This is a genomic window from Cryptosporangium arvum DSM 44712 (assembly GCF_000585375.1).
Taxonomy (GTDB): Bacteria; Actinomycetota; Actinomycetes; order Mycobacteriales; family Cryptosporangiaceae; genus Cryptosporangium; species Cryptosporangium arvum.
This window is the reverse complement of record NZ_KK073874.1, coordinates 8,529,386-8,553,757: the sequence shown is the minus strand read 5'-3', so window position 1 is coordinate 8,553,757 and position 24,372 is coordinate 8,529,386. Positions and strand designations below refer to the sequence as shown.

Genomic DNA, 24,372 nt, shown 5'->3' with positions numbered 1-24,372 from the left:
GATGCGCCTGCACCCGGGTTTTCTGTACACGACCGCGCGGGCCATGGTGTTCGCCGCGTGCGCGCTCGTGCTGTTCGTGATCGGGTTCCGGTCCTGGATGCTGGTGTTCGGAGCGCTGCTGCTCTCCGCCCCGCTGTCGTTCTTCCTGCTGCGCAAGCAGCGGGAAGCCTTCGCCCAGCGGGTCGAGGGGCGGATGAGCAAGCGTCAGACCGAGAAGGCCAAGCTGCGCGCCGCCCTGGCCGGCGACGAGGACCAGCCCTAAGCCAGCGGTGCCGGTAGCGGCTCGCTGTGCAGGATCGTGAGCCGGGACACCGCCCGGGTCAGCACGACGTAGAGGCGGTTGAGGCCGCGGGGCTCGGCGGCCACGATCGCCGCCGGTTCGATCACCACGACCGTGTCGAACTCCAGCCCTTTTGCCAGGCTCGCGGGCAGCAGCGTGACGGCGTCCTCGTCGGCGAGAGCGGCGAGGGCCCGGCCGACGCGCGCGCTCGTGGCGTCGGCCGAAATCACGGCTACGGAGCCGGGCTCGGCGACGGCGGCGCGGACCTCCGCCACGGCTTCCGCCACCGGATCCGCCACCGGACGAACGTGCAGCGCCCCGACGGTGCGCCGGATCGATCGGGCCGGTGCCACGTCGGCTCCCAGCACCGGCAGCAGCCGGTTCGCGAACTCGACGATCTCGGCCGGCATCCGGTACCCGGTCGTGAGGGGCGTGACGACCGTCGCCGGCTTGGCCAGGTGTTCCAGCAGCGTCGGCCAGTCGTGGGCGCCGCCGACCGCGGTGCCCTGCGCGAGGTCGCCGAGCACGGTGAGCGAACCGTGGGGTGATCGCCTGGCGATCGCCCGCGCCTGCATCGGCGTCAGGTCCTGCGCCTCGTCCACGATCACGTGCCCGAATCCCGGCACCCGCTCGAGCAGCCCGGCCGCCTCGTCGATGAGCACCGCGTCCGCGGCGGTCCACCGGGGCCGGCGCGGCACCGACGGCCACGCGATCGTGTCCTGTTCGGCCGGCGTCAGGACGTCGGCGGCGGCCCGCTCGAGCAGCGACCGGTCCCCGAGCAGGCGCGCGACCATCGCCGACGGGTCCGCTGCCGGCCACACCGACTCCAGCCAGGTCTTCATCCCGCGTGACCGCGCCACCCGGGTGACCCACGCGTCGGTCGGCGTCCCGCCCCGGCGCTCCACCTGCCGCCGGAACCGTTCCGCCACCCGGTGCGCGACCCGCTCCCGCGCCGTCGAGTACGGCACCCCACCCAGGTACGAGGAACGCGCTTCGGCGACGATCTCGCCCAACTCGCCCGGCCCCAGCCGCAGCCGCGCTCCCGGCTCGGCGTGCACCAGCGGCGCGTCGGGCTCACGCAACGCGCCCGCCAGGCTCGCGGCGAGCACCGCGGCCATCCGCGCGTCGCCCTTCACCGCCAGCGCCTCCGGCGTGTCCTCCGCCTTCACCGGCACCCGCGCCACCAGGTCGGCCACCGTGCGCTGCGAGACGTCGATCTCACCGAGCGCGGGCAGCACCTCCGCGATGTAGCGCAGGAATGCCGCGTTCGGGCCCACCACCAGCACCCCGGCCCGGCTCAACCGCTCCCGGTAGGCGTAGAGCAGGTACGCGGCACGGTGCAGCCCGACCGCGGTCTTGCCGGTGCCCGGCGCACCCTGCACGCAAAGGCTGGTCTCCAGGTCGGCGCGGACCAGCACGTCCTGGTCGGGCTGGATCGTCGCCACGATGTCACGCATCGGCCCCACCCGCGGCCGCTCGATCTCCTCGGTGAGCAGCCGCGACCCGAGCCCCGACTCTTCGCCTGCGATCAGGTGCTCGTCCTCGAACGAGGTCAGCCGGCCGCCGGAGAACCCGAAGCGCCGCCGCTGGCGCACCCCGCGCGGATCGTGCGCGCCCGCCCGGTAGAACGCGGTCGACACGGGGGCGCGCCAGTCCACGACGAGCGGGTCGCCGGCCGCGTCGGTGATGTGCCGACGCCCCACGTGGAACGTTTCGCCCGCGTACGGCTCGCCGTCGAAGTCGAGCCGGCCGAAGAACAGCGGGGTCGTCCCGTCGTCGAGCAGCGACTCCATCCGGCGGGCGAGCGCACGCGCGAGCGCCTCGGCGGAGAACTCGTCACCGGCCACGTCCGACCGGGTCAGCGCCTCGGTGCGCTCGCGCATGGCCTTGAGCGCCGCCCGCGACGTCTCCAGGTGCGCGACTTCCCGTACGAGTTCGGTTTCCAACGACGTCATCACGGGCCTCCGGGACCGTTGAACGGGTCCCCACTGCCCTAGGCCCGGCGCGGTTCACGCCCCGGGACGCCCGGCTTCGACGGGGTTACGACACAAGCCCAGAACCATAATCCTCACCACGCCACGCGGCGAACCCTTTCGAGCGAACGCGCCGATCCGCGTACCGCGGCTCCGCCGTCCAACAGAGGTGACAAAACCCCATGGTGAATGGGTAATATGTCAGGTAAATACTATTTCGGCCCCCCTCGACAAGGGAGAGGAGCCTGTTCGTGCTCAAGCGCACACCGCTGAAGGATTCCAAGACCAAGATCACGTTCACCTTGCCGATGGACGAGACGACGCCGTCGGTGAGCGTCGTCGGCGACTTCAACGGGTGGCAGCCCGGCAAGCACGAGCTGACCCCGCGCCGGAACGGAACCCGCAGCGTGACGCTCACGCTGCCGTCCGGCACCCACCATTTCCGGTACCTCGGCACCGGTGGGCTGTGGCTCGACGACGCCGAGGCCGACGGCATCGACTCGACGGGCAGCGTCCTGGTGGTTTGAGGCCGACGTACTGTCGAAGGGTGAGACAGGACGCGCCGCGACGCCCCCGGGTCGGACACATCCAGTTCCTGAACTGCCTGCCGATCTACTACGGGCTGGTCCGGACCGGTGCCCTGCTCGACGTCGATCTGACCAAGGACACCCCCGACAACCTGAACGACGCGCTGGTGCGCGGTGACCTCGACATCGGGCCGATCAGCCTGGTCGAGTACCTGCGCAACGCCGACCAGCTGTTACTGCTGCCCGACATCGCGGTCGGGTCGGACGGTCCGGTGCTGTCGGTGAACGTCGTCTCGCAGCGGCCGCTCGGCGAGTTGGACGGGCGGCGGGTCGCGCTGGGCTCGACCAGCCGCACCAGCGTGCTGCTGGCGCGGATGCTGCTGGCCGAGCGTTACGGCGTCCGGCCGGACTACTACGTGTGCCCGCCCGACCTGGGCGTGATGATGCAGGAGGCCGAGGCCGGCGTGCTGATCGGCGACGCCGCGCTCCGGGCGCTCTACGAGGGCCCCGCGATGGGGTTGACCGTGACCGACCTCGGTGCGGCCTGGCGGGAGTGGAGCGGCCTGCCGATGGTGTTCGCCGTGTGGGCGGTGCGGCGCGACTTCGCCGAGCGGCACCCCGGCCAGGTGAAGGACGTGCACGACGCGTTCCTGCGCTCGCGCGACCTGTGCCTGACGCAGATCGACGACGTCGCGGCCGACGCCGCCCGCTGGGAGGTGTTCGACGCGGCCACGCTCGCGAACTACTTCCGGACGCTCGACTTCTCGCTGGGGGCCCGGCAGGTGCAGGGGCTCAGCGCGTTCGCCGCGAAAGCGGCCGCGGCCGGGGAGGCGCCGCCGCTGCCCGCGAGCGGCCCGGAGTTCGTCGAGCTGTAGGTCGTGCCGTGGCGCAGGAAGGCGACGACGTGAACACCACTGACACCGACGTCGAAGCCGGCGGCGTCGGTACCGGGCGCCGGCGTCCGTGGAAACTGGCCGCGCTGGCCGGGATCGTGTCGGCGGCGATCGCCGTCGGGGTGGCGGAGCTGGTCGCCGCGTTCGTCGGGCCGTCGTCGTCGCCGCTGACCGCGGTGGCCGGCGCGGTCGTCGACCGGGTTCCGCGGTCGCTCGAGCAGTTCGGCGTGCAGACGTTCGGTAGCTGGGACAAACCGCTGCTCACGCTGGTCGTGATCCTCGTGGTCGGGGGTGCGGCCGCGCTGGCGGGCGTCCTGGCTCAGCGTCGTATAGTCTTCGGTTTGGGAGTAATTGCGGCATTTGCAGTAGTTGGGGCGCTCGCGGCGATCGAGCGCCCGGACTCCACCAGCTACGCGGTGATTCCGACGCTGGTGGGGGCGGGCGCCGCGATGCTGGCGCTGTCTCCACTGGTCCGAAAGGCCATCGAGGCGAGCACGCCCCTGGACTCCCGGCGATCTGCGGGGCCGGCCGATGTCGGGGGTGCGGCCGGCTCCGCTCCCGGCGCCGCCGATGCTCCGTGGCTGGGCGGTGGTAGCGCGTCGCGGCGGACGTTCCTGCTGCTCGCCGGGGGTACGGCCGGAGCAGCCGTCGTCGCGGGCGGAGCCGGGCGACTGCTCGCCCGCTGGCGCGGGGTCAGCGAACAGCGCGCCGCGATCCGTCTGCCCGCCCCGGCGTCACCGGCCCCGCCGGTTCCCGCCGGCGCGAAGCTGGACGTGCCCGGCGTCACCCCTTGGACCACGCCGAGCGCCGACTTCTACCGCGTCGACACCGCGTTCGTGCTCCCCCAGGTGAACCCCGACACCTACCGGCTACGCATCCACGGCCGCGTCCGGCGCGAGCTCACGCTCACCTACGACGACCTGCTCGGCCTGCCGCTCGTCGAGCGCGACATCACGCTGGCCTGCGTCTCCAACGAGGTCGGCGGCGACCTCACCGGGAACGCCCGCTGGCTCGGCGTCCGGCTGAAGGACCTGTTGGACCGGGTGGAGCCGGAGGCGGGCGCCGACCAGCTCGTCAGTCGCTCCGCCGACGGCTGGACCTGTGGCACCCCGACCGCGGCCTGCCGCGACGGACGGGACGCGATCCTGGCCGTCGGCATGAACGGCGAACCGCTGCCGATCGCGCACGGCTTCCCGGTGCGGATGGTCGTGCCGGGCCTGTACGGCTACGTGAGCGCCACCAAGTGGCTGGTCGACCTGGAGCTCTCCCGGTTCAGCGACTTCGACGCGTACTGGGTGCCGCGCGGCTGGTCGCAGCAGGCGCCGATCAAGACCGCCTCCCGCATCGACACGCCGCGCGGGTCCGGGAAGGTCTCCGGCACGGTCACGGTGGCCGGGGTGGCCTGGGCGCAGCGCCGAGGCGTCGCCGCGGTCGAGGTCCGGGTCGACGGCGGCCCCTGGCAGCAGGCCACGCTCGCGGCGTCGGACTCGGTCGACACCTGGCGCCAGTGGAGCTGGCAGTGGGACACCACGTCCGCGGGCCCCGGCGACCACGCGCTCGAGGTACGCGCCACCGACACCACCGGTGTGACCCAGTCCGCCGAGCCCCGGCCCCCCGCTCCGAACGGCTCCGAGGGCTACCACCGCGTCGACGTCGAAGTGCGCTGACGCCGCCAGGGTTGTGGACACCACAAACGGGGTGCGGCCGAACCGGGTTACGCTCGACCTCGTGACCGGAAACGCTGCCACAGCCGAAATCCTCCAGCGCGCCGCCGACGGCGGCCGGATCTCGCCGGAGGAGGCGTTGCTGCTCTACACCGAGGCGCCACTGCACGCGCTCGGTCAGGCCGCCGACACGGTCCGGCGCCGGCTGTACGGCGACGTGGCCCACGTCGCGACCTACATCATCGACCGCAACATCAACTACACGAACGTCTGCGTCACCGCGTGCAAGTTCTGCGCGTTCTACCGCGCGCCGAAGCACAAGGAGGGCTGGTCGCACGATCTCGAGGAGATCCTGCGCCGCTGCGACGAGGCGGTGAAGCTCGGCGCGACGCAGATCATGCTCCAGGGTGGGCACCACCCGGAGTACGGCGTCGAGTACTACGAGACGGTTTTCGGCGCGATCCGGCGCGAGTTCCCGTCGCTGACGTTGCACTCGCTCGGCGCGTCCGAGGTCATGCACATGTCGAAGGTCTCGAAGGTCAGCATCGAGGAGTCGATCACCCGCATCCACGCGGCCGGTCTCGACTCGTTCGCCGGTGCCGGCGCGGAGATCCTGGTCGAGCGCCCGCGTAAGGCCATCGCGCCGCTGAAGGAGTCCGGCGAGCGCTGGCTCGAGGTGATGGAGACCGCGCACAACCTGGGCGTCGAGTCCACCGCGACGTTCATGATGGGCACCGGCGAGACCAACGCCGAGCGCATCGAGCACATGCGAATGGTCCGCGACGTGCAGGACCGCACCGGTGGGTTCCGGTCGTTCATCCCGTGGACCTACCAGCCGGAGAACAACCACCTGAAGGGGCGCACCCAGGCCACCAGCCTGGAGTACTTGCGCCTGGTCGCGGTGGCCCGGCTGTTCTTCGACAACGTCAGGCACCTGCAGGGCTCGTGGCTGACGACCGGCAAGGACATCGGCCAGCTGACGCTGCACTACGGCGCCGACGACCTGGGCTCGGTCATGCTCGAGGAGAACGTGGTCTCGAGCGCGGGCGCGAAGCACCGGTCCAACCGCACCGAGCTCATCTCGCTGATGCGCAGCGCGGGCCGCACGCCGGCTCAGCGCGACACGCTCTACAACCACATCCTCGTGCACGACGACCCGGCGAACGACCCGAGCGACGACCACATCGTGTCGCACTTCGCGTCGATCGCCCTGCCCGGCGGCGGAGTCGGGCGCAACCTTCCGCTGGTGGAAGCCAGCTGACTTCAACGCGCGCGCTCGGCCGTTGCGCGCGATGATCAAGACGTGGCAAGTGACGACGAGCGCGAGGTGGTCCGCCCCGCCTGGGGTGGACCACGTCTGACCGCGGGCGCGGTAGCCCGGCGGCTCGGGGTCGCGGTCACCACGCTGCGTACCTGGGACCAGCGCTACGGGCTGGGCCCCAGTGAGCACGAAGCCGGGCGTCATCGGCGTTACACCACCGAGGACGTCCGCCGCCTGGAGATGATGCGCCGGCTGACGTTCCAGGGGGTCTCCCCGGCCGACGCCGCCCGCACCGCGCTGGCCGCCGAGCCGGGCGAGCTCGCCGAGCCGGCTCCGCGGGTCGCCGCCGTCCGCTCCACCGGGCGCCGGGTGATGCCGGTCGGTCAGGCCCAGGCCGCCGCCCGGGGCATCGCCCGCGCCGCCGGAAGCATGGACGGCGACGCGATCTCCGAGGAGATCCGGAGTTGCCTGCGCACGTACGGCACGGTGCTGACCTGGACCGAGGTGCTGGTTCCGGTGCTCAGCGCGCTCGGCCAGCGCTGGCAGGCCGGCCACAGCGTCGTCGAGATCGAGCATCTGCTGTCCTGGCACATCTCCACCGAACTGCGCATGGTCGTGCCCGGTCCGGCCGGGCCGCGGCGCGCCCGCGCCGACGACGAGCCGGTGCCCGCGCTGGCCCCGTCGCGGACGTTGCTCGCGTCGGTGGACGAGGAGCAGCACACGCTGCCGCTCGAGGCGCTCGCGGCCGCGCTGCGCGAGGCGCGCCGGGGAACCCGCATCCTGGGCGCCCGGGTACCCACCGACGCGATGGTGGAGGCGGTGCGTCGCACCGGCCCGGCCGTCGTCGTGCTGTGGTCCCAGATTCCCGATTCCGCCGACCCGACGGTGTTCACGAAACTGGCCGCGCTCGGTCGTCCGGTCCGGCTGATCGCGGGCGGCCCGGGGTGGCTGGGTCCGGCCCGGCGGAAGATGCCGGCCGGGGTCGCGTTGCCGACGTCGCTGGTGGAAGCCGTAGAGGGGGTACTGGCCGCGTTGGGCGGGCCGGTGTCATCTCGAGATGCGGGCCGCCGCGCCTCGCGGTAGGAATCGATGCACAACCGATGCACCGCCGACAGGACGAGGTCGAGATGAGCACGCAGGTCCAGAGCACAGCTCGACCGGCTTCGCGGCTGAAAGTCACGAGCGTCGACGTGCGCGCGCGCGTCGGTCTGGCGCTCGAGGCCTTCCTCGCCGACTACGCCGCGGTGCTGGGCCGGGTCGGGGACGAGCTCTCCGACCTGGAGGCGCCGCTGCAGGCGTCGGTGCTGGCCGGGGGCAAGCGGCTGCGGCCGCTCTTCGCCTACTGGGGTGCCAGGGCCGCCGGAGCGTCGGACGACGAGGCGCTGATCCGGGCAGCCGCGTCGCTGGAGCTCCTGCACGCGTTCGCGCTGATCCACGACGACGTGATGGACGGCTCCGACCTGCGTCGCGGGCGTCCGTCGGCACACCGGGCGCTGGCCGCGGCGCACCGGGCGGCCGGACGGCACGGCGACCCGGACCGGTACGGCTCCGCGGCCGCGATCCTGCTGGGGGACCTGCTGCTGGTGCTCTCGGAACAGATGCTCGCCACCGCCGGCCTGTCCGCACCCGCGGCGCTGCGTACGCGCGACGTGTTCGCGACGATGCGCCTCGAGCTCATGGCGGGTCAGTACCTCGACATCTCGGCCCCGACCCGCGGCGGCGTGCCGGTGGAGCGGGCGCTGCGGATCGCGCAGTACAAGAGCGGCAAGTACACGGTGGAAGCGCCGCTGCACCTCGGGGCGGCGGTCGCGGGGGCACCCGCCGCGGTGGTCGACGCCTACACCGCGTTCGCGCTCCCGATCGGCGAGGCGTTCCAGCTGCGTGACGACCTGCTCGGCGTGTTCGGCGACAGCGACGTGACCGGGAAGCCCTCCGGCGAGGACCTACGCGAGGGCAAGCAGACCGTGCTGATCGCGGCCACCCGCGAGCGGGCCACCGACGCCGGCCGTGCGCTGCTCGCGGAGCGCCTCGGAGACCCCGGCCTGGACGAAGCCGGGGTCACCGCGCTGCGTGAGCTGATCGTCGACTGCGGGGCGCGCGACCGGGTCGAGAAGATGATCGCCGAACGCCGCACCCACGCGCTCGCGGTGCTGGAGCACGCGCCGCTCACGGACGAGGGCCGCGAAGCCCTGCGCACCCTCGCCGTCGCCGCGGTGGACCGGGCGGCCTAACCGCGCAGCAGTCGGGGCACCACCTTGCCGGTGGCGTTCCGCGGAAGTTCCTCCAGGAAGTGGACGTCGCGGGGGATCGAGTAGCGGGCGGCTTTCGCCTTCACGAGGTCGCGGATCACGTCCGCGTCCGCGGGGTGACCGTCGTGGAGTACGACGTACGCGGCCAGCCGCTGACCGAAGTCGGCGTCCGGTACCCCGATCACGGCCACCTCGCGCACGCACGCGGCTTCGGTGAGGATGTTCTCCACCTCGCGCGGGAACACGTTCTCGCCGCCGGACACGATCATGTCGTCGTCCCGCCCGTCCACGAACAGCAGGCCGGTCGGGTCGAGGTGGCCGACGTCGCCGGTGCTCATGAAGCCCCGGCTGACCTCCTTCGAGGCACCGTTCGTGTACCCCTCGAACAACATGCCGTTCGCGACGAAGATGCGCCCGGGCATCCCGGCGGGGGCGTCGTCGCCGTTCTCGTCCAGGATGGCCAGCCGCGTCCCCAGCGGTGCCTGCCCGGCCGTCCGGGGCTCCCGGCGGAGGTCGGAGGGCGTCGCGATCGTCGCCCACGACACTTCGGTCGTGCCGTAGAGGTTGTAGAGGACGTCGCCGAACGCGTCCATGAAGTGGACCGCGAAGTCGCCGATCAGCGCGGACCCGCTGCTGGCGATCGCGCGGACCGCGCTCAGGTCGTACGTCGCCCGGACGTCGGGTGGCAGCTCCAACATCCGCTGCATCATGATCGGGACGACGAACAACCCGTTCGCCCGGTGAGTGGCGACGTCGCTCAGCAGGGCCTCGGGCTCGAAGCGTCGCCGGAGCACGAGCGTGGCCCGCAGCCCCATCCCGACCTGCAGCCCGGCGAATCCCCAGGTGTGGAACAGCGGCGCCGGGATCGCGATCGTGTCCCGCACCTTCAGCGGGATCTTCGACAGGATCGAGGCCAGTGCCCCGAGCCCGTGCGGCGGTGGCCGCCGGGCGCCCTTCGGTGCCCCGGTGGTGCCGGACGTGAGGACGATCGTGCGCCCGACGACCTCCGGCGGGGCGGCCTTGCCACCGGGGTTCCGCGCGACGAGGTCGTCGAGAGTGGTCCGTCCCGGCCCGTCGGCCCAGGCCACGATCACCGGGACGCCCGGCTCGCCGACCAGCGGCAGGAACTCCTCGTCGGCGATGACGAGCTCGACGCCCTGTTCACGCAGCACGGTCTCGAGCTGGGGCGCGGACAGGCCGGTGTTCAGCAGTACGGTGTCGGCGCCGAGTGACGCGGACGCCACGAGCGCTTCGATCAGCCCGGCGTGGTTGCGGGCGAGCACCGCGACCCGGCTCTTGCCTTTCACGCCCAGCGCGGCCAGGCCCTGCGAGATGCGGGTGGCCCGGTCGACGAGCTCGGCGAACGTCACCTGGCGACGCTCGTCGATGAGCGCGATCCGCTCGGGGTCGCGGGCCGCGGCACTGGTGTAGCCGCCGGCCAGGCTCAGGCCCCAGCTCTTCAGCGCGACGAGCTGACGGGTGATCCGATCGGGCCGCCCCGGCGCGACGATCCCCGCTTTGACGAGTGTGGTGGCCAGCTCCGCGGCGTACATCAGGAGCTCGGACTCGAGCTGCTGGAAGGGATGGCGAAGATCTTGGCCAGCGCCGCGGCGAGGCCGAGGTCGCCGCGGACCTTGAGCTTGCCGGTCATGAACATCGTCGTCGGCTTGCCGTTGCCCGACGTGAGCAGCAGGAACTCGGGCCCGCCGAGGATGATCGTGGTGTCGGCGCCGTGCTCGGCCACGAGGTTGACCTCGCACCGGTCGCCGTGCAGGACGAGCTCGAACTCGTCCTGGCCGCCGTCGGGCCGCCCGGTCACCTTCCAGTGGATGACCTTCGGCGGGCGCTTCTCGCCGGTCCGGTAGTGCGCGGCGAAGCGGCGGAGGATCTGGTCCAGGACGACCGCGCGGGCCGGGCTGCTCATCACGGCCTCGAGCTGGTCGCGCCGGGCGCGTCCGATCAGCCGGGCGAACGCGGCCGGGTCGACGTCGTCCAGCCCTTCGGCGGTGCCGGCCGCCGCGAGCAGCTCCTGGAACTGCTCGGTGCTGATCTTCCTGGGGTCTGTCGCGGCCAGCTGGCCGGGATCGAAGGACGACACGGCGGGCTCCCTCGGGTCAGTATTTAACGCGCAAGTAGGTTACTCCCGAGTTAAACAGCCGGGCCAGTGGTTCGGGCAAGTTCCCGATTAGGCTGCCACCATGACGCGCGCATCACTCGACAAGCGGCCCGGCGATGTGGCGGCGATGTTCGACCAGGTCGCACCGCGGTACGACCTCACCAACACCGTGCTCTCGTTCGCGCAGGACCGGCGGTGGCGTGCGCTGACCGCGGACGTGCTCGACCTGCGCCCCGGGGAGCGCTGCCTCGACCTCGCGGCCGGCACCGCGGTGTCCGCCGCCGAACTGGCCCACTCCGGCGCCGACGTGATCGCCTGCGACTTCTCGCTGGGCATGCTGCGCGAGGGCCGGGGCCGGGGCGTGCCACTGGTCGCCGGCGACGCGATGCACCTCCCGTTCCCGGACGCGACGTTCGACGCGGTGACGATCTCGTTCGGGCTGCGCAACGTGGCCGACACCGGGGCCGGGCTGGCCGAGATGGCACGGGTCACCAAGCCGGGCGGCCGGCTGGTCGTGCTCGAGTTCAGCAGCCCGACCTGGACGCCGTTCCGCACCGTCTACACCGAGTACCTGATGCGGGCGCTGCCCCAGGTCGCCCGGGCCGTGAGCAGCGCGCCGGACGCCTACGTGTACCTGGCCGAGTCGATCCGCGCGTGGCCCGACCAGGCGGGGCTGGCCGGGCTGGTCGCGGCGAACGGCTGGGGCTCGGTCCGCTGGCGCAATCTGACCGGCGGAATCGTCGCCCTGCACCACGCGATCAAGGGCTGATCAGCTGATCGTCAGGCACGCCACGCGGTCGCCTGCGGTGCCGGCCTTCCCGGCCGCGGTCTCGGTCTTCTTGGCGTGGATGACGAGCGACTGGGGCTTCGCGGTGAAGGTCCACTCCTGGGTGCTCCGACTGGTGCCCGCGCCCTGGGCGTCCGTCGTCAGGTCGAGCCAGACCTCGTTGCGCGGGTTCGCGTAGCTCGGGTCCACCGACGGTGGTGACGCCTTCGCGGCCGGGTCGTGTTCGTGCTGGTAGTGCGGTCCGGCGGCCTTGCCCGTCTCGCCGCACGGCTTCGTGTGCAGGTGCGCGCCGTACACCCGATCGGGGAGCAGGCCCTGGGTGGCCAGCGTCACGACCGTGGCGCCGTCGGATTCGGTGATCGTCACGTCCGCGGTGGCCCCCGGCGGGACCACCGCCGGGTCGTACGTGACCGCCCGGGCGCTCGACGAGTACGGGCCGAACGTCCCCTTGGTCGCGGTCGCCGGCTTCACCGCGGTCGACGCGGAACTTTCCGGAGTGGACGCGTCCGGCTTCGGATCGGCGCACCCGGCGACCAACAGGGCGGTGGCGATGGTGGTGACGACGAGTAATCCAGCTGATCGGTACATTTCCGCGCCTTTCGGGAAGGTGTCAACGTCCCGAGACGGTACTGGTCGGAAATGTCGAACTTTGTTAGCCGGACAACACGTGTCAGCGGTTCACGCTGAGGCAGCCCAGCCGGTCGCCGGCCGTGCCCGCCTTACCGTCGGCGGTTTCGGTCTTCTCGGCGTGGATGACCAGCGACTTGGGCCGGGTGATGAAGCGCCACTGCTGGGTGCTCCGGCTCATGCCGGTGCCCTGTGAGTCGGTCGTCACGTCGAGCCAGACCTCGTTCTGCGGGTTGGCGTAGAGCTGGTCCACCGACGGCGCCGACGCCGACAGGGCCGGGTCGGGCCGGTGCTGGTAGTGCGGGCCGGCGGCGGTGCCGGTGGAGCCGCACGGCTGGGTGTGCAGGTGTGCGCCGTAGACCCGGTTCGGGAGCAGCCCGCGGACGTCGAGCGTCACCGTGGTCGTGTCGGCGATCTCGGCGATCGTGAGGTGGGCCGAGGCGCCGGACGGGATCAGCTTCGGGTCGTAGGCGATCGCCGTGGCGCTGGGGGAGTACGGGGCGAACGTTCCCTCGGCGACGGTCGGCTCGGTGGCCTCGATCGCCCCGGACGTCGAGCGCTCCGGGGTCGATCCGCTGCCGTCCCCGTTCGCTCCGCCGCAGCCGGCGACGGCGAGCAGTGCGGTGGTTACGGCGACGAGTCCTGCGGTCCGGTGCATCATGTGTCCCCCTGCGGCAATGATCAGGCTAAGTACAGATATGTACGGATACCGCTCCGCGGGCACGCTACTCGGTGCGTCGATTTTTTGTGACCCCGGGAACAATCGCCGAGTCGGCAGTGAACGCGGGCAAACCGACGTAAACAGTGGTCGTCCCCGGGATGGTGACCTGTGGGTCGCGGTGACCCCGTGCGCCTGCGCGATCCGGGTTAGGTGAGCCTTAGTACCCAGGCATGTGATGAGCGGCATAGACTGCCGCACGTGAGTTCGTGAACATTTTCACAAGCGCACGAAAGCCCTGCCCCCAGGCCCCTTCGAGAGGCTGCCGTGACCACCGAGCCCGCTCCTCGCGGTGCCGAGCCCCCCGTGGTCGACACCGCCGCCGAGAACAGTTCCCTGAGCCTGCCCGGCGCCGCCGCCGGTGGGCTGGACGCTGATGTCATCGTCGTGGGCGCCGGCCCGGCCGGGTCCGCGGCGGCCTACCACCTGGCCTCGGCCGGGCTCGACGTCCTCCTGCTGGAGAAGACCGAGTTCCCGCGCGAGAAGGTCTGCGGCGACGGTCTGACCCCGCGCGCGGTCCGGTCGCTGATCTCGATGGGCATCGACGTGTCCACTGAGAACGGCTGGCTGCACAACAAGGGTCTGCGGGTCATCGGGGGCGGCGTCCGCATGGAGCTGCCCTGGCCCGAGCTCGCGGCCTACCCGAACTACGGCCTCACGCGCACCCGCATGGACTTCGACGACATGCTCGCGAAGGCGGCCGTGAAGGCCGGTGCCCAGCTGCGTACGTCCACCACGGTGACCGGTCCGGTGCTCTCCACCGCCGGCCGGGTGGTCGGCGTCGAGGCCGAGGTCGGGCCGGAGAAGACGAAGGCCACCTACCGCGCCCCGCTGGTGATCGCCGCCGACGGCGTCTCCGGCCGGTTCGCGCTGGCGCTGGGGCTGGCCCGCAACGAGGCCCGGCCGATGGGGGTCGCGGTCCGCCGCTACTACCAGAGCCCCCGGCACGACGACGACTACCTCGAGTCGTGGCTGGAGCTGTGGGACAAGGTCGACGGTCGCGATCGGCTCCTCCCGGGCTACGGCTGGATCTTCGGGCTCGGTGACGGGCGGTCCAACGTCGGGCTCGGCATCCTCAACAGCTCGGCGGCGTTCAAGGACGTCAACTACCGCCAGCTGCTCAAGACCTGGATGAACGGCACCCCGGAGGAGTGGGGCTTCCGCGAGGAGAACGCCGACGGCCCGATCCGTGGCGCGGCGCTCCCGATGGGCTTCAACCGCAAGCCGCACTACACCCGGGGCCTGATGCTCGTCGGCGACGCCGGCGGCATGGTCAACCCGTTCAACGGCGAGGGCATCGCGTACGCGATGGAGTCCGGCGAGATCGCCGCCGAGGTCGCCGTGCAGGCACTCGCGCGCTCCGCCGGCCCGAGCCGGGAGCGGGCGCTGCGCGCCTACCCGACGCTGCTCACCGAGCGGTACGGCGGCTACTACCGCCTCGGCGGGGTGTTCGTGAAGCTGATCAGCAACCCCGAGATCATGAAGGTCGCGACGCGGCACGGCCTGCCGCACCCGCTCCTCATGCGATTCGTGCTGAAGCTGCTCGCCAACCTCACCGATCCGCGCGGCGGGGACGCGATGGACCGAGTCATCAATGGCCTGTCCAAGCTCGCACCCGCAGTGTGATTGAGTACGTCCGACTTAACAGTGGACAGCAGCTTTCCGTTAACTGTCCTGCTACCTCGAAGACAACGTAACCCCCAGTAATAAAGCTTTACGGCACCTCCTCGCTGCACACCGACGTCAGGGAAGGGAACCGATGGAAACCGGTGGCTCACTCGCGCTTTTCGCGCCGATCGTCGGCCTTTTCGTGCTCGCTGCTGTCTTCGCGGTGGGCAGCGTGGGTGCGGCGGCCGTGGTCGGGCCCAAGCGCTACAACAAAGCCAAGCTCGAAGCCTACGAATGCGGCATCGAGCCCTCACCGCAGGCATCCGGCGGTGGGCGTTTCCCGGTCAAGTTCTACCTGACCGCGATGCTCTTCATCATCTTCGACATCGAGATCATCTTCACCTACCCCTGGGCCGTCGCCAACGAGGCGCTCGGCATGTTCGGGCTGGTGGAGATGGTGCTGTTCATCCTCACCGTGTTCATCGCCTACGCGTACGTGTGGCGTCGCGGCGGCCTCGACTGGGATTGAGTCGTCCCCGACCAGCCCGTTCTCTTTCGAAAGGGGTCCGTGCGATGGGGCTCGAAGAAAAACTCCCCGGCGGGGTTCTGGTGACCACCGTCGAGAAGCTCGTCAACTGGAGCCGGAAGTCGTCGATGTGGCCGGCCACGTTCGGCCTGGCCTGCTGCGCCATCGAAATGATGACGACCGGCGCCGCGCGTTACGACTTCGCTCGGTTCGGAATGGAGCGGTTCGCCGCCACTCCGCGCCAGGCCGACCTGATGATCGTCGCCGGCCGGGTGAGCCAGAAGATGGCGCCGGTGCTGCGACAGATCTACGACCAGATGCCCGACCCCAAATGGGTGTTGTCGATGGGTGTCTGCGCCAGCTCGGGCGGAATGTTCAACAACTACGCGATCGTGCAGGGTGTCGACCACGTGGTGCCGGTCGACATGTACCTGCCCGGGTGTCCGCCGCGGCCGGAGATGCTGCTGGACGCGGTGCTCAAACTGCACGAGAAGGTCATGCAGGAGCCGCTCGGGCCCAAGCGCCGGGCCGAGCTCGAGCAGGCCAGGGAAGAGGGCACGCTCAAGCGCTACGGCACGATGCCGTCCTCGTTCCGGTACGACAAGACGCTCCGCAAGGAATGGGAGCAGGCCGAGGCCGAGGGCCGCACCGAGCAGCTCCGGCTCGAGGTCGCCGCGAAGCAGACCGAAGCGGGAGTGGCACGCAAGTGAGCACTGAAGACGCCGCCCAGAAAGGCATGTTCGGGGTCGCCGGCTCCGGCGACACCTCGGGGTTCGGTGGCCTGGTCCGTCACGTCGCCGACCCCCGCTCCACCCAGCGGCCGTACGGCGGCTACTTCGACGAGGTCGCCGACCTGCTCGGTGAAGGGCTCGCCCGGACCGACGTCGGCTTCGAAGAGGCGGTCACCCGGGTAGTGGTCGACCGCGGCGAGCTGACGCTGCACGTGCGGCCCGAGCGCATCGTCGAGGTCTGCCGGCTGCTCCGCGACGACGAGGGCCTGCGCTTCGAGCTCTGCAGCTCGGTGTCCGGAGTCGACTACCTGGACGCCCCGCAGGGCACCGACCCCGACGAGCAGGCCGCCCGCCTGCACGTCGTCTACCAGCTGACGAGCATGACCTACCGGCGCCGGATCCGGCTCGAGGTCGCGGTCGGCGTGGAGGACGCGCGCGTTCCGTCGGTCACCTCGGTCTACCCGACCGCCGACTGGCAGGAGCGCGAGACCTGGGACATGTTCGGTGTGATCTTCGAGGGTCACCCCGGCCTGACCCGGATCCTCATGCCGGACGACTGGGACGGCCACCCGCAGCGCAAGGACTACCCGCTCGGTGGCGTGCCGGTCGAGTACAAGGGCGCGGAGATCCCGCCGCCCGACACCCGCCGGGCCTACCGGTAGAGGAGGTCGTGACATGACACAGGCAACCGACCCCTACGCCGATTCCCGGCAGACGACCGAGGGACGCGTCTACACGGTCACCGGCGGCGACTGGGACTCCATCCAGGCCGAGGACCCGCTGGCCAGCGAGCGCATCGTCGTCAACATGGGTCCGCAGCACCCGTCGACGCACGGTGTTCTGCGCCTCGTCCTCGAGCTCGAGGGCGAGACGATCACCGAGGCGCGCTCGGTCATCGGTTACCTCCACACCGGCATCGAGAAGAACACCGAGTACCGGACGTGGACGCAGGGCACCACGTTCGTCACCCGGATGGACTACCTCGCGCCGATCTTCAACGAGACCGGCTACTGCCTGGCGGTCGAGAAGCTGCTCGGTGTCGAGGTGCCGGAGCGCGCCACGACCCTGCGTGTCCTGCTGATGGAGCTCAACCGGATCAGCTCGCACCTGGTCTGGCTGGCCACCACCGGCATGGAGCTCGGCTCCACGACGATGATGATCTACGGCTTCCGCGAGCGGGAGCACGTGCTCGACCTGTTCGAGGAGATCACCGGCCTGCGGATGAACATGGCGTTCGTCCGGCCGGGTGGGCTGGCGCAGGATCTGCCGGTCGGCGCCGTCGACAAGATCCGCGAGTTCATCCCCTACATGCGGTCCAAGATCGACGACTACGAGAAGCTCCTGACCGGACAGCCGGTCTGGAAGGCCCGGACGAAGAACGTCGGCTTCCTTGACGTCACCGGCTGCCTCGCGCTCGGCGTCACCGGGCCGGTGCTGCGCTCGGCCGGCCTCCCGTGGGACCTGCGCAAGACGATGCCGTACTGCGGCTACGAGAACTACGACTTCGACGTGATCACCGAGACCACCGGTGACGTGTGGGCCCGCTACCTGGTCCGGGTCAACGAGATGCGCGAGTCGCTGCGGATCGTCGAGCAGGCACTCGACCGGCTGCAGCCCGGCCCGGTGATGGTGGGCGACAAGAAGATCGCCTGGCCGGCGCAGCTCGCGCTCGGCAAGGACGGCATGGGCAACTCGCTGGAGCACGTCCGGCAGATCATGGGCCAGTCGATGGAGGCCCTGATCCACCACTTCAAGCTGGTCACCGAGGGCTTCCGGGTTCCGCCCGGCCAGGTCTACACGGCGGTGGAGTCGCCCCGCGGCGAGCTCGGCTTCCACGTCGTCAGCGACGGCGGCACCCGGCCGTACCGCGTCCACGTGCGCGAACCCAGCTTCGTGAATCTGCAGGCGTTCCCCGCGATGGTCGAGGGTGCCCCGATCGCCGACGCGATCGCGTCCGGCGCCTCGCTGGATCCCGTTATGGGTGGAGTGGATCGATGACTGAGCTGACCGACGAGACGGTCAGGGCCGACCTGGTCGAGCAGGCCGCGACGATCGTCGCGCGCTACCCCGAGGGGCGTTCCCGCTCGGCGCTGCTGCCGATGCTGCACCTGGTGCAGTCGGTCGACGGGTACGTGAGCCCGGCGGGCATCGCGTTCTGCGCCGAGCAGCTCGGCATCACCAAGGCCGAGGTCGCCGCGGTCGCGACGTTCTACACGATGTACAAGCGCCGGCCCACCGGAGAGTACCTGGTGAGCGTCTGCACCAACACGATGTGCGGGGTGCTGGGCGGCGACAAGGCCTACGAGGCGCTCTCGGAGTACCTCGAGGTGGGGCACGACCAGACCACCGAGGACGGCCGGATCACGCTCGAGCACGCCGAGTGCCTCGCGGCGTGCGACTACGCCCCGGTGATGACCGTCAACTACGAGTACTTCGACCAGGTCGACGCCGACTCGGCGCTGACGCTCGTGAAGCAGCTCCAGGGCGGCGAGCGTCCGGTGCCGTCGCGCGGAGCGCGGCTCTGCTCGTTCAAGCAGATGTCGCGGGAGCTCGCGGGGTTCAGCGACGACCGCAGCGCGGTCGCGGACCCGATGAACGGGATCGAGCCGACCGTCGCCGGTAACCGGCTGGCGGAGGAGCGCGGGGTGAGCGTTCCGGGGTTCTACCCGAACACGCCGATCGCGAAGAAGGCCGAATCGGACGCCAAGTCCGCTCCCGCCAAGGCTGCCCCCGCGAAGGCCGCTCCGGCGGCGGCCGCTCCGGCTCCGGCGGCTCCGGCGGCCACGGCTGCTCCGGCGGCCACGGCGCCGGCCGAGAAGGCCGCCCCGGCTGAGAAGGCCGCCCCGGCCGCTGGGGCATCGCCGGCGGCGAAGACGGCGGCTGCGACCACTGCGGACGAAGGCCCGAAGACGGCCGAACCGGACGGTGACGCGGCCGCGCCCAAGGCACCGCGGCGCCGCAGCAGCGGCCCGCTGATCTCGGCGACGGCGGAGCCGGCGAAGCGTCGGCCGGCGAAGCGCACCCCGGCCCGCAGCCCCGAGACCGAGCGCTCGGCCCCGGCGGTCGCGCAGGCTCCGGCGCAGCCGGCCCAGGCCACCACCGACCCCCAGGTGAAGGACGTCGAGACGCCGGAGAACCCGGCCGAGACGTCCTCGACCGTCCCCGAGCCGGCGGCCGACTCCAAGCCGGCCGGTGACGCACCGCCGGCCGACCCCAGGAACCAGAACGAGGGGCAGAAATGAGCGAGCGCGAACTTCTCACCCCGGTCCTCACCAAGCGCTGGCTCTCGCCCGAGGCCTGGAAGATCTCGGTCTACGAGCGGCTCGACGGCTACTCGGGCCTGCGCAAGGCGATCAAGGCCCACCCCGACGACCTGATCCAGCTGGTCAAGGACTCCGGCCTGCGCGGACGCGGCGGCGCCGGCTTCCCGACCGGTCTGAAGTGGGGCTTCATCCCGCAGGGCGACGGCAAGCCGCACTACCTCGTGGTCAACGCCGACGAGGGCGAGCCCGGCACCTGCAAGGACCTGCCGTACATGATGGCCGACCCGCACGGCCTCATCGAGGGCATCGTGATCGCCTCCTACGCGATCCGGGCCAACTTCGCCGCGATCTACATCCGCGGTGAGGCCGTGCACGCCGCGCGCCGCCTGCGCAACGCGGTGGACGAGGCCTACGCCCGGGGCTACCTCGGCCGCAACATCCTCGGCAGCGGCTTCGACCTGGAGCTGGTCGTCCACTCCGGGGCCGGCGCCTACATCTGCGGCGAGGAAACCGCGCTGCTCGACTCGCTCGAGGGCTACCGCGGCCAGCCGCGTCTCAAGCCGCCGTTCCCCGCGGTGGCCGGTCTCTACGGCGGCCCCACGGTCGTGAACAACGTGGAGACGATCGCGAGCGTGCCCTACATCGTGCTCGGCGGCGCCGAGTGGTGGAAGACGATGGGCAGCGAGAAGTCGCCGGGCCCGAAGATCTTCTCGATCTCCGGCCGGGTGAACCGCCCGGGGCAGTACGAGTGCCACCTCGGCATCACGCTGCGCGAGCTGCTGGAGCTGGCCGGTGGCATGAAGGAAGGTCACCGGCTGAAGTTCTGGACGCCGGGTGGCTCCTCCACGCCGCTCTTCACCGACGAGCACCTCGACGTGCCGCTGGACTTCGAGGGCGCGGCGGCCGCCGGGTCGATGCTCGGCACGACGGCCGTGCAGGTGTTCAGCGATCAGGACGACGTGGTCTACGCGACCTACCGGTGGATCGCGTTCTACGCGCACGAGTCGTGCGGCAAGTGCACGCCGTGCCGCGAGGGCAACTACTGGATGGTGCAGGTGCTCCGCCGGATCCTGTCCGGGCAGGGCACCAAAGCCGACCTCGACACGCTGCTCGACACCTGCGACAACATCTTCGGCCGGTCGTTCTGCGCGCTCGGCGACGGCGCGACCAGCCCGGTGACGTCGTCGCTGAAGTACTTCCGGGACGACTACCTCGACTACATCGAGGGCCGCAAAGCGCCGTACTTCTCGGCCGAGCAGGCCGCACTCGCCGGAGCGCACTGATGACCGTTGCACCTGAGCAAGTCGACACCGTCACGCTGACGATCGACGGCCTGAGCGTCACCGTGCCGAAGGGCACGTTGATCATCCGGGCCGCCGAGGAGCTGGGTATCCAGATCCCCCGGTTCTGCGACCACCCGCTGCTCGAGCCGGTCGGCGCCTGCCGCCAGTGCATCGTGGAGGTCGACGGCCAGCGCAAGCCGGTCGCGAGCTGCACGGCCACGGTCACGCCCGACATGGTGGTCAAGACCCAGCTCACCAGCCCGGTCGCGGAGAAGGCGCAGCGGGGCACGCTCGAGCTGCTGCTGATCAACCACCCGCTGGACTGCCCGGTCTGCGACAAGGGCGGCGAGTGCCCGCTGCAGAACCAGGCGATGAGCAACGGCGCCGCCGAGTCGCGGTTCCGTGACGTCAAGCGCACCTACCCGAAGCCGCTGGCGATCTCGTCGCAGGTGCTGCTCGACCGCGAGCGCTGCGTGCTCTGCGCCCGCTGCACGCGCTTCTCCAAGCAGGTCGCCGGTGACCCGTTCATCGAGCTGCTCGAGCGGTCCGCGCTGGAGCAGGTCGGCATCGCGTCCGACGAACCGTTCCAGTCCTACTTCTCCGGCAACACGGTCCAGATCTGCCCGGTCGGCGCGCTCACCGGCGCCGCCTACCGGTTCCGGGCCCGCCCGTTCGACCTGGTCAGCACGCCGAGCGTCTGCGAGCACTGTGCGAGCGGCTGTTCGCTGCGCACCGACTGGCGTCGCGGCAAGGTGCTGCGCCGGCTGGCCGGCGAGGACCCCGAGGTCAACGAGGAGTGGAACTGCGACAAGGGCCGCTGGGCGTTCGTCTACGCGACCGGCAAGAAGCGGCTCACCCAGCCGCTGGTGCGTGACGCGTCGGGTTCGCTGGAGCCCGTCTCCTGGACCGAGGCGTTCGAGGCCGCGGCCCGCGGCCTCGAGGCCGCGAAGGAGAACGGCGGCGTCGGCGTGCTGCCCGGTGGCCGCCTGACCTACGAGGACGCCTACGCGTACTCGAAGTTCGCGCGGGTCGCCCTCGGCACCAACGACGTGGACTTCCGGGCCCGCCCGCACTCCGACGAGGAGTCGCTGTTCCTCGGCGCGCACGTGGCCGGGCAGGGCCTCACCACCACGTACCGCGACCTCGAGAACGCGCCGAACGTGCTGCTGGTGGCCCTGGAGCCGGAGGAGGAGTCGTCGATTCTCTTCCTCCGCCTGCGCAAGGCCTGGCGCAAGCGCGGCACGAAGGTCTGGTCGGTGGCCCCGCTGGCCACCCGCGGGCTCGACAAGCTCGGCGGCACGCTGATCCAGGCCACCCCCGGCGCCGAGCCCAAGGTGCTGGACGCGCTGCGCGGCGGCGAACTGCCCGACCTCACGTCGCTCTCCGAGGGCCTGCGGGCGTCGGGATCGGTGATCCTGGTCGGTGAGCGCGCGGCGAGCATCCGTGGCGCGTACTCGGCGGCGTCGCTGCTGGCGCTCTCGACCGGCGCGAAGCTCGGCTGGGTGCCCCGGCGCGCCGGTGAGCGCGGTGCGGTCGAGGCCGGTGCGCTGCCGAACCTGCTGCCCGGTGGTCGTCAGGTCACGTCGGCGGCGGGCCGGTCGGCCGTGGAGGCGTCCTGGGGCGCGTCGCTGCCCGAGGCGGCGGGGCGCTCGGCGTCCGAGATCCTCGCGGCAGCGGCCGACGGCACGCTCGGTGGCCTGGTGGTCGGCGGTGTCGACCCCGACGACCTGCCCGACCCGGTGGCGGCGCGCGCCGCGCTGGCGGCGGCGCCGTTCGTGGTCAGCCTGGAGCTGAGCACCTCGGCCGTCACCGAGTACGCGGACGTCGTGTTCCCGGTCGCACCGGTGGCCGAGAAGGCCGGCAGCTTCCTCAACTGGGAGGGCCGGGTCCGGCCGTTCGGGCTGACGCTCCAGGGCACCGGCGCTCTTCCGGACGCCCGGGTGCTCGACACGCTCGCCTCGGAGCTGGGCGCGTTCCTGAACACCGCCACTCCGGACGCGATCGTGGCCGAGCTCACCGCGCTCGGAACCGCGGGCGCGGGTGTCGACGTGGAGCCGCCGCCGTCCCCGATGGAGCCGGCCGCGCCGCGGGTGAGCCCCGGCGACGGCGAGGCCGTGCTGGCCACCTGGCACCACATGCTCGACCTGGGCACGCTGCAGGACGGCGAGGAGCACCTCGCCGGCACCGCGAAGCCCGCGTTCGCGCACCTCTCGCCGGGTACGGCCGCCGAGCTCGGCGTCCGGCCCGGTGCGCACATCCTGGTCTCGACCGACCGGGGAGCGATCCAGCTGCCGGTGGCGGTCACCGAGATGCCCGACCGTGTGGTCTGGGTGCCGACGAACTCGGTCGACTCCCAGGTGCGCCCGACGCTCGGCGTCGGCGCCGGGGATCTCGTGCGGATCACCGCCGGTGTGGCGGACCGCAAACCGTCGGGGGTCCCTGGAAGTGTTCCGGCCGACGGTGGCCTCGGCGACGTCGAGGCCCGCGCCACCAGCGACGGCGGTGACCCGGCCGACGGTGGCCGGCCGGCGGTCGACACCGAGGGGGAGGCCTGATGAGCACCGGCGCTGTGCTGGCGGCCACGGAACCGGCCGCGGTCGGCAACGACCCGTGGTGGCTGATCATCGCGAAGATCGTCGCGATCTTCGGGATCCTGGTGCTGCTCGTCCTGTTCACGATCGTGGGCGAGCGCAAGGTCATCGGGTACATGCAGGTGCGCCCGGGGCCGAACCGCGTCGGGCCGTGGGGGCTGCTCCAGAGCCTCGCCGACGGCATCAAGCTGGCGTTCAAGGAAGACATCATCCCGGCCGCGGCCGACAAGGTCGTCTTCGTCCTGGCGCCGATCATCTCGGCGATCGTGGCGATCGTCGCGTTCGCGGTGATCCCGCTGGGGCCGAACGTCTCGATCTTCGGTCACACCACCGCGCTGCAGCTCACCGACCTGCCGGTCGGCGTGCTGTACATCCTGGCCTGCTCGTCGCTGGGCGTGTACGGCATCGTGCTGGCCGGCTGGGCGTCCGGCTCCACCTACCCGCTGCTCGGCGGTATGCGGTCGGCGGCGCAGATGATCTCGTACGAGGTCGCGATGGGCCTCTCGATCGTGCCGGTGCTGCTCACCGCGGGGTCGCTCTCCACCAGCGAGATCATCGGGGCGCAGGAGAACACCTGGTTCGTCTTCACGCTGCTGCCGAGCTTCGTCGTCTACGCGATCTCGGCGGTCGGTGAGACCAACCGGGCCCCGTTCGACCTGCCCGAGGCCGAGAGCGAGCTGGTCGGTGGTTTCCACACCGAGTACTCCTCGCTGAAGTTCGCGATGTTCTTCCTCGGCGAGTACATCAACATGGTCACGGTGTCGGCGCTCTGCGCGACGCTGTTCCTGGGTGGCTGGCGCGCGCCGTTCGGCCTCGGCACGATCTGGCCGGGCGCCAACGAGAACTGGTGGCCGGTGCTCTGGTTCCTGCTCAAGGTCGTCGCGAGCCTGTTCGTGTTCATCTGGCTGCGCGGCACGCTGCCTCGTCTCCGCTACGACCAGTTCATGCACTTCGGCTGGAAGGTCCTGGTCCCGATCAGCCTCGTCTGGCTGCTGCTCGTCGCCGCGATGCGCACGATCAGCCGCGAGTACGACCTGCCGACGCGCACCATCCTGATCGGCCTCGCGGTCGTCCTGCTGGTGGTCGTCGCGCTCAGCCTGCTGGTGCCGGAGCGGGCCAAGAAGGAAGTCGACGCCCGGGACCCGAACCCCGCGTCCGACTTCCCGGTGCCGCCGATGGACCTGGTCGTTCCACCGTCACCACGGCTGAAGCCGCAGGTTCCCGCGAAGGTGGGCGCCGACGAACAACTGCCCACCGAAGAGAAGGAGGACTGAC

The 24,372-nt window shown here is 71.2% G+C and carries 21 protein-coding genes and 1 pseudogene; 17 read left to right on the top strand and 5 right to left on the bottom strand.

Annotated elements, in window-relative coordinates:
- The first annotated feature begins 1 nt into the window (after position 1).
- Complete coding sequence (locus CRYAR_RS39020) at positions 2-262, top strand: DUF4229 domain-containing protein (RefSeq protein WP_035858338.1); 261 nt, start codon at positions 2-4, stop codon at positions 260-262.
- Here CRYAR_RS39020 and CRYAR_RS39015 read toward each other — a convergent pair.
- Positions 259-2,235, bottom strand: a complete 1,977-nt coding sequence (locus CRYAR_RS39015; RefSeq protein ID WP_035858336.1) for a HelD family protein — start codon at positions 2,233-2,235, stop codon at positions 259-261. The two genes, CRYAR_RS39020 and CRYAR_RS39015, sit on opposite strands and share 4 nt — an antisense overlap.
- Before the next feature lie 269 nt (positions 2,236-2,504).
- Here CRYAR_RS39015 and CRYAR_RS39010 point away from each other — a divergent pair, with 269 nt between their 5' ends.
- The 6 genes from CRYAR_RS39010 (at position 2,505) to CRYAR_RS38985 (ending at position 8,829) form a co-directional block, all read left to right on the top strand.
- On the top strand, positions 2,505-2,780 hold the full coding sequence (locus CRYAR_RS39010; RefSeq protein WP_035858334.1) for an isoamylase early set domain-containing protein: 276 nt from the start codon (positions 2,505-2,507) through the stop codon (positions 2,778-2,780).
- A 20-nt stretch (positions 2,781-2,800) separates the two neighbouring features.
- On the top strand, positions 2,801-3,655 hold the full coding sequence (locus CRYAR_RS39005; RefSeq protein ID WP_035858332.1) for a menaquinone biosynthetic enzyme MqnA/MqnD family protein: 855 nt from the start codon (positions 2,801-2,803) through the stop codon (positions 3,653-3,655).
- A gap of 95 nt (positions 3,656-3,750) precedes the next feature.
- A complete protein-coding gene (locus tag CRYAR_RS39000; RefSeq protein WP_035869655.1) occupies positions 3,751-5,340 on the top strand; it encodes a molybdopterin-dependent oxidoreductase in 1,590 nt (529 codons plus the stop codon).
- A gap of 61 nt (positions 5,341-5,401) precedes the next feature.
- The gene (gene mqnC / locus CRYAR_RS38995; protein ID WP_035869654.1) at positions 5,402-6,598 is read left to right on the top strand and encodes a cyclic dehypoxanthinyl futalosine synthase; all 1,197 of its coding nucleotides are present in this window, start codon (positions 5,402-5,404) and stop codon (positions 6,596-6,598) included.
- A gap of 42 nt (positions 6,599-6,640) precedes the next feature.
- Positions 6,641-7,681: a MerR family transcriptional regulator gene (locus CRYAR_RS38990; RefSeq protein WP_211247858.1), complete on the top strand. Its 1,041-nt coding sequence runs from the start codon at positions 6,641-6,643 to the stop codon at positions 7,679-7,681.
- Positions 7,682-7,725: 44 nt separating this feature from the next.
- On the top strand, positions 7,726-8,829 hold the full coding sequence (locus CRYAR_RS38985) for a polyprenyl synthetase family protein (RefSeq protein ID WP_084702048.1): 1,104 nt from the start codon (positions 7,726-7,728) through the stop codon (positions 8,827-8,829).
- On the opposite strand, the gene CRYAR_RS38980 is transcribed toward CRYAR_RS38985, so the two are convergent.
- On the bottom strand, positions 8,826-10,400 hold the full coding sequence (locus tag CRYAR_RS38980) for an AMP-binding protein (RefSeq protein ID WP_035858331.1): 1,575 nt from the start codon (positions 10,398-10,400) through the stop codon (positions 8,826-8,828). The genes CRYAR_RS38985 and CRYAR_RS38980 overlap by 4 nt on opposite strands.
- A complete protein-coding gene (locus tag CRYAR_RS38975) occupies positions 10,400-10,945 on the bottom strand; it encodes an SCP2 sterol-binding domain-containing protein (protein ID WP_051571556.1) in 546 nt (181 codons plus the stop codon). The genes CRYAR_RS38980 and CRYAR_RS38975 overlap by 1 nt, the downstream gene beginning before the upstream one ends.
- 100 nt (positions 10,946-11,045) lie before the next feature.
- Between CRYAR_RS38975 and CRYAR_RS38970 the strand changes: the two genes are divergently transcribed.
- Positions 11,046-11,732, top strand: a complete 687-nt coding sequence (locus tag CRYAR_RS38970) for a demethylmenaquinone methyltransferase (RefSeq protein WP_035858330.1) — start codon at positions 11,046-11,048, stop codon at positions 11,730-11,732.
- Here the strand turns inward: CRYAR_RS38970 and CRYAR_RS38965 are convergent, their stop codons facing one another.
- Both CRYAR_RS38965 and CRYAR_RS38960 read right to left on the bottom strand, forming a co-directional pair.
- Positions 11,733-12,338 (bottom strand): superoxide dismutase family protein, encoded by a 606-nt coding sequence (locus CRYAR_RS38965; protein WP_035858328.1) that lies wholly within the window; start codon positions 12,336-12,338, stop codon positions 11,733-11,735. It lies immediately after the preceding gene.
- An 82-nt stretch (positions 12,339-12,420) separates the two neighbouring features.
- The gene (locus CRYAR_RS38960; RefSeq protein WP_035858327.1) at positions 12,421-13,038 is read right to left on the bottom strand and encodes a superoxide dismutase family protein; all 618 of its coding nucleotides are present in this window, start codon (positions 13,036-13,038) and stop codon (positions 12,421-12,423) included.
- A gap of 423 nt (positions 13,039-13,461) precedes the next feature.
- Between CRYAR_RS38960 and CRYAR_RS38955 the strand changes: the two genes are divergently transcribed.
- The 9 genes and pseudogenes from CRYAR_RS38955 (at position 13,462) to nuoH (ending at position 24,371) form a co-directional block, all read left to right on the top strand.
- Positions 13,462-14,721 (top strand): geranylgeranyl reductase family protein, encoded by a 1,260-nt coding sequence (locus tag CRYAR_RS38955; protein WP_035869648.1) that lies wholly within the window; start codon positions 13,462-13,464, stop codon positions 14,719-14,721.
- Between the two features lie 133 nt (positions 14,722-14,854).
- The gene (locus CRYAR_RS38950; protein WP_035858325.1) at positions 14,855-15,232 is read left to right on the top strand and encodes an NADH-quinone oxidoreductase subunit A; all 378 of its coding nucleotides are present in this window, start codon (positions 14,855-14,857) and stop codon (positions 15,230-15,232) included.
- Positions 15,233-15,276: 44 nt separating this feature from the next.
- A complete protein-coding gene (locus CRYAR_RS38945) occupies positions 15,277-15,939 on the top strand; it encodes an NADH-quinone oxidoreductase subunit NuoB (RefSeq protein ID WP_035858324.1) in 663 nt (220 codons plus the stop codon).
- Positions 15,849-16,622 (top strand): NADH-quinone oxidoreductase subunit C, encoded by a 774-nt coding sequence (locus tag CRYAR_RS38940; RefSeq protein WP_084701532.1) that lies wholly within the window; start codon positions 15,849-15,851, stop codon positions 16,620-16,622. Before CRYAR_RS38945 ends, CRYAR_RS38940 begins: the two co-directional genes overlap by 91 nt.
- A gap of 13 nt (positions 16,623-16,635) precedes the next feature.
- On the top strand, positions 16,636-17,958 hold the full coding sequence (locus CRYAR_RS38935; RefSeq protein WP_035858321.1) for an NADH-quinone oxidoreductase subunit D: 1,323 nt from the start codon (positions 16,636-16,638) through the stop codon (positions 17,956-17,958).
- Positions 17,955-18,842: pseudogene (gene nuoE / locus CRYAR_RS38930) on the top strand (NADH-quinone oxidoreductase subunit NuoE); the annotation flags it as partial. The gene CRYAR_RS38935 and the pseudogene nuoE, both read left to right, overlap by 4 nt.
- Positions 18,843-19,198: 356 nt before the next feature.
- A complete protein-coding gene (gene nuoF, locus CRYAR_RS38925) occupies positions 19,199-20,506 on the top strand; it encodes an NADH-quinone oxidoreductase subunit NuoF (RefSeq protein WP_035858319.1) in 1,308 nt (435 codons plus the stop codon).
- Positions 20,506-23,061 (top strand): NADH-quinone oxidoreductase subunit G, encoded by a 2,556-nt coding sequence (locus CRYAR_RS38920; protein WP_063725827.1) that lies wholly within the window; start codon positions 20,506-20,508, stop codon positions 23,059-23,061. Before nuoF ends, CRYAR_RS38920 begins: the two co-directional genes overlap by 1 nt.
- Complete coding sequence (gene nuoH / locus CRYAR_RS38915) at positions 23,061-24,371, top strand: NADH-quinone oxidoreductase subunit NuoH (RefSeq protein WP_051571553.1); 1,311 nt, start codon at positions 23,061-23,063, stop codon at positions 24,369-24,371. The genes CRYAR_RS38920 and nuoH overlap by 1 nt, the downstream gene beginning before the upstream one ends.
- Position 24,372: the final 1 nt, after the last annotated feature.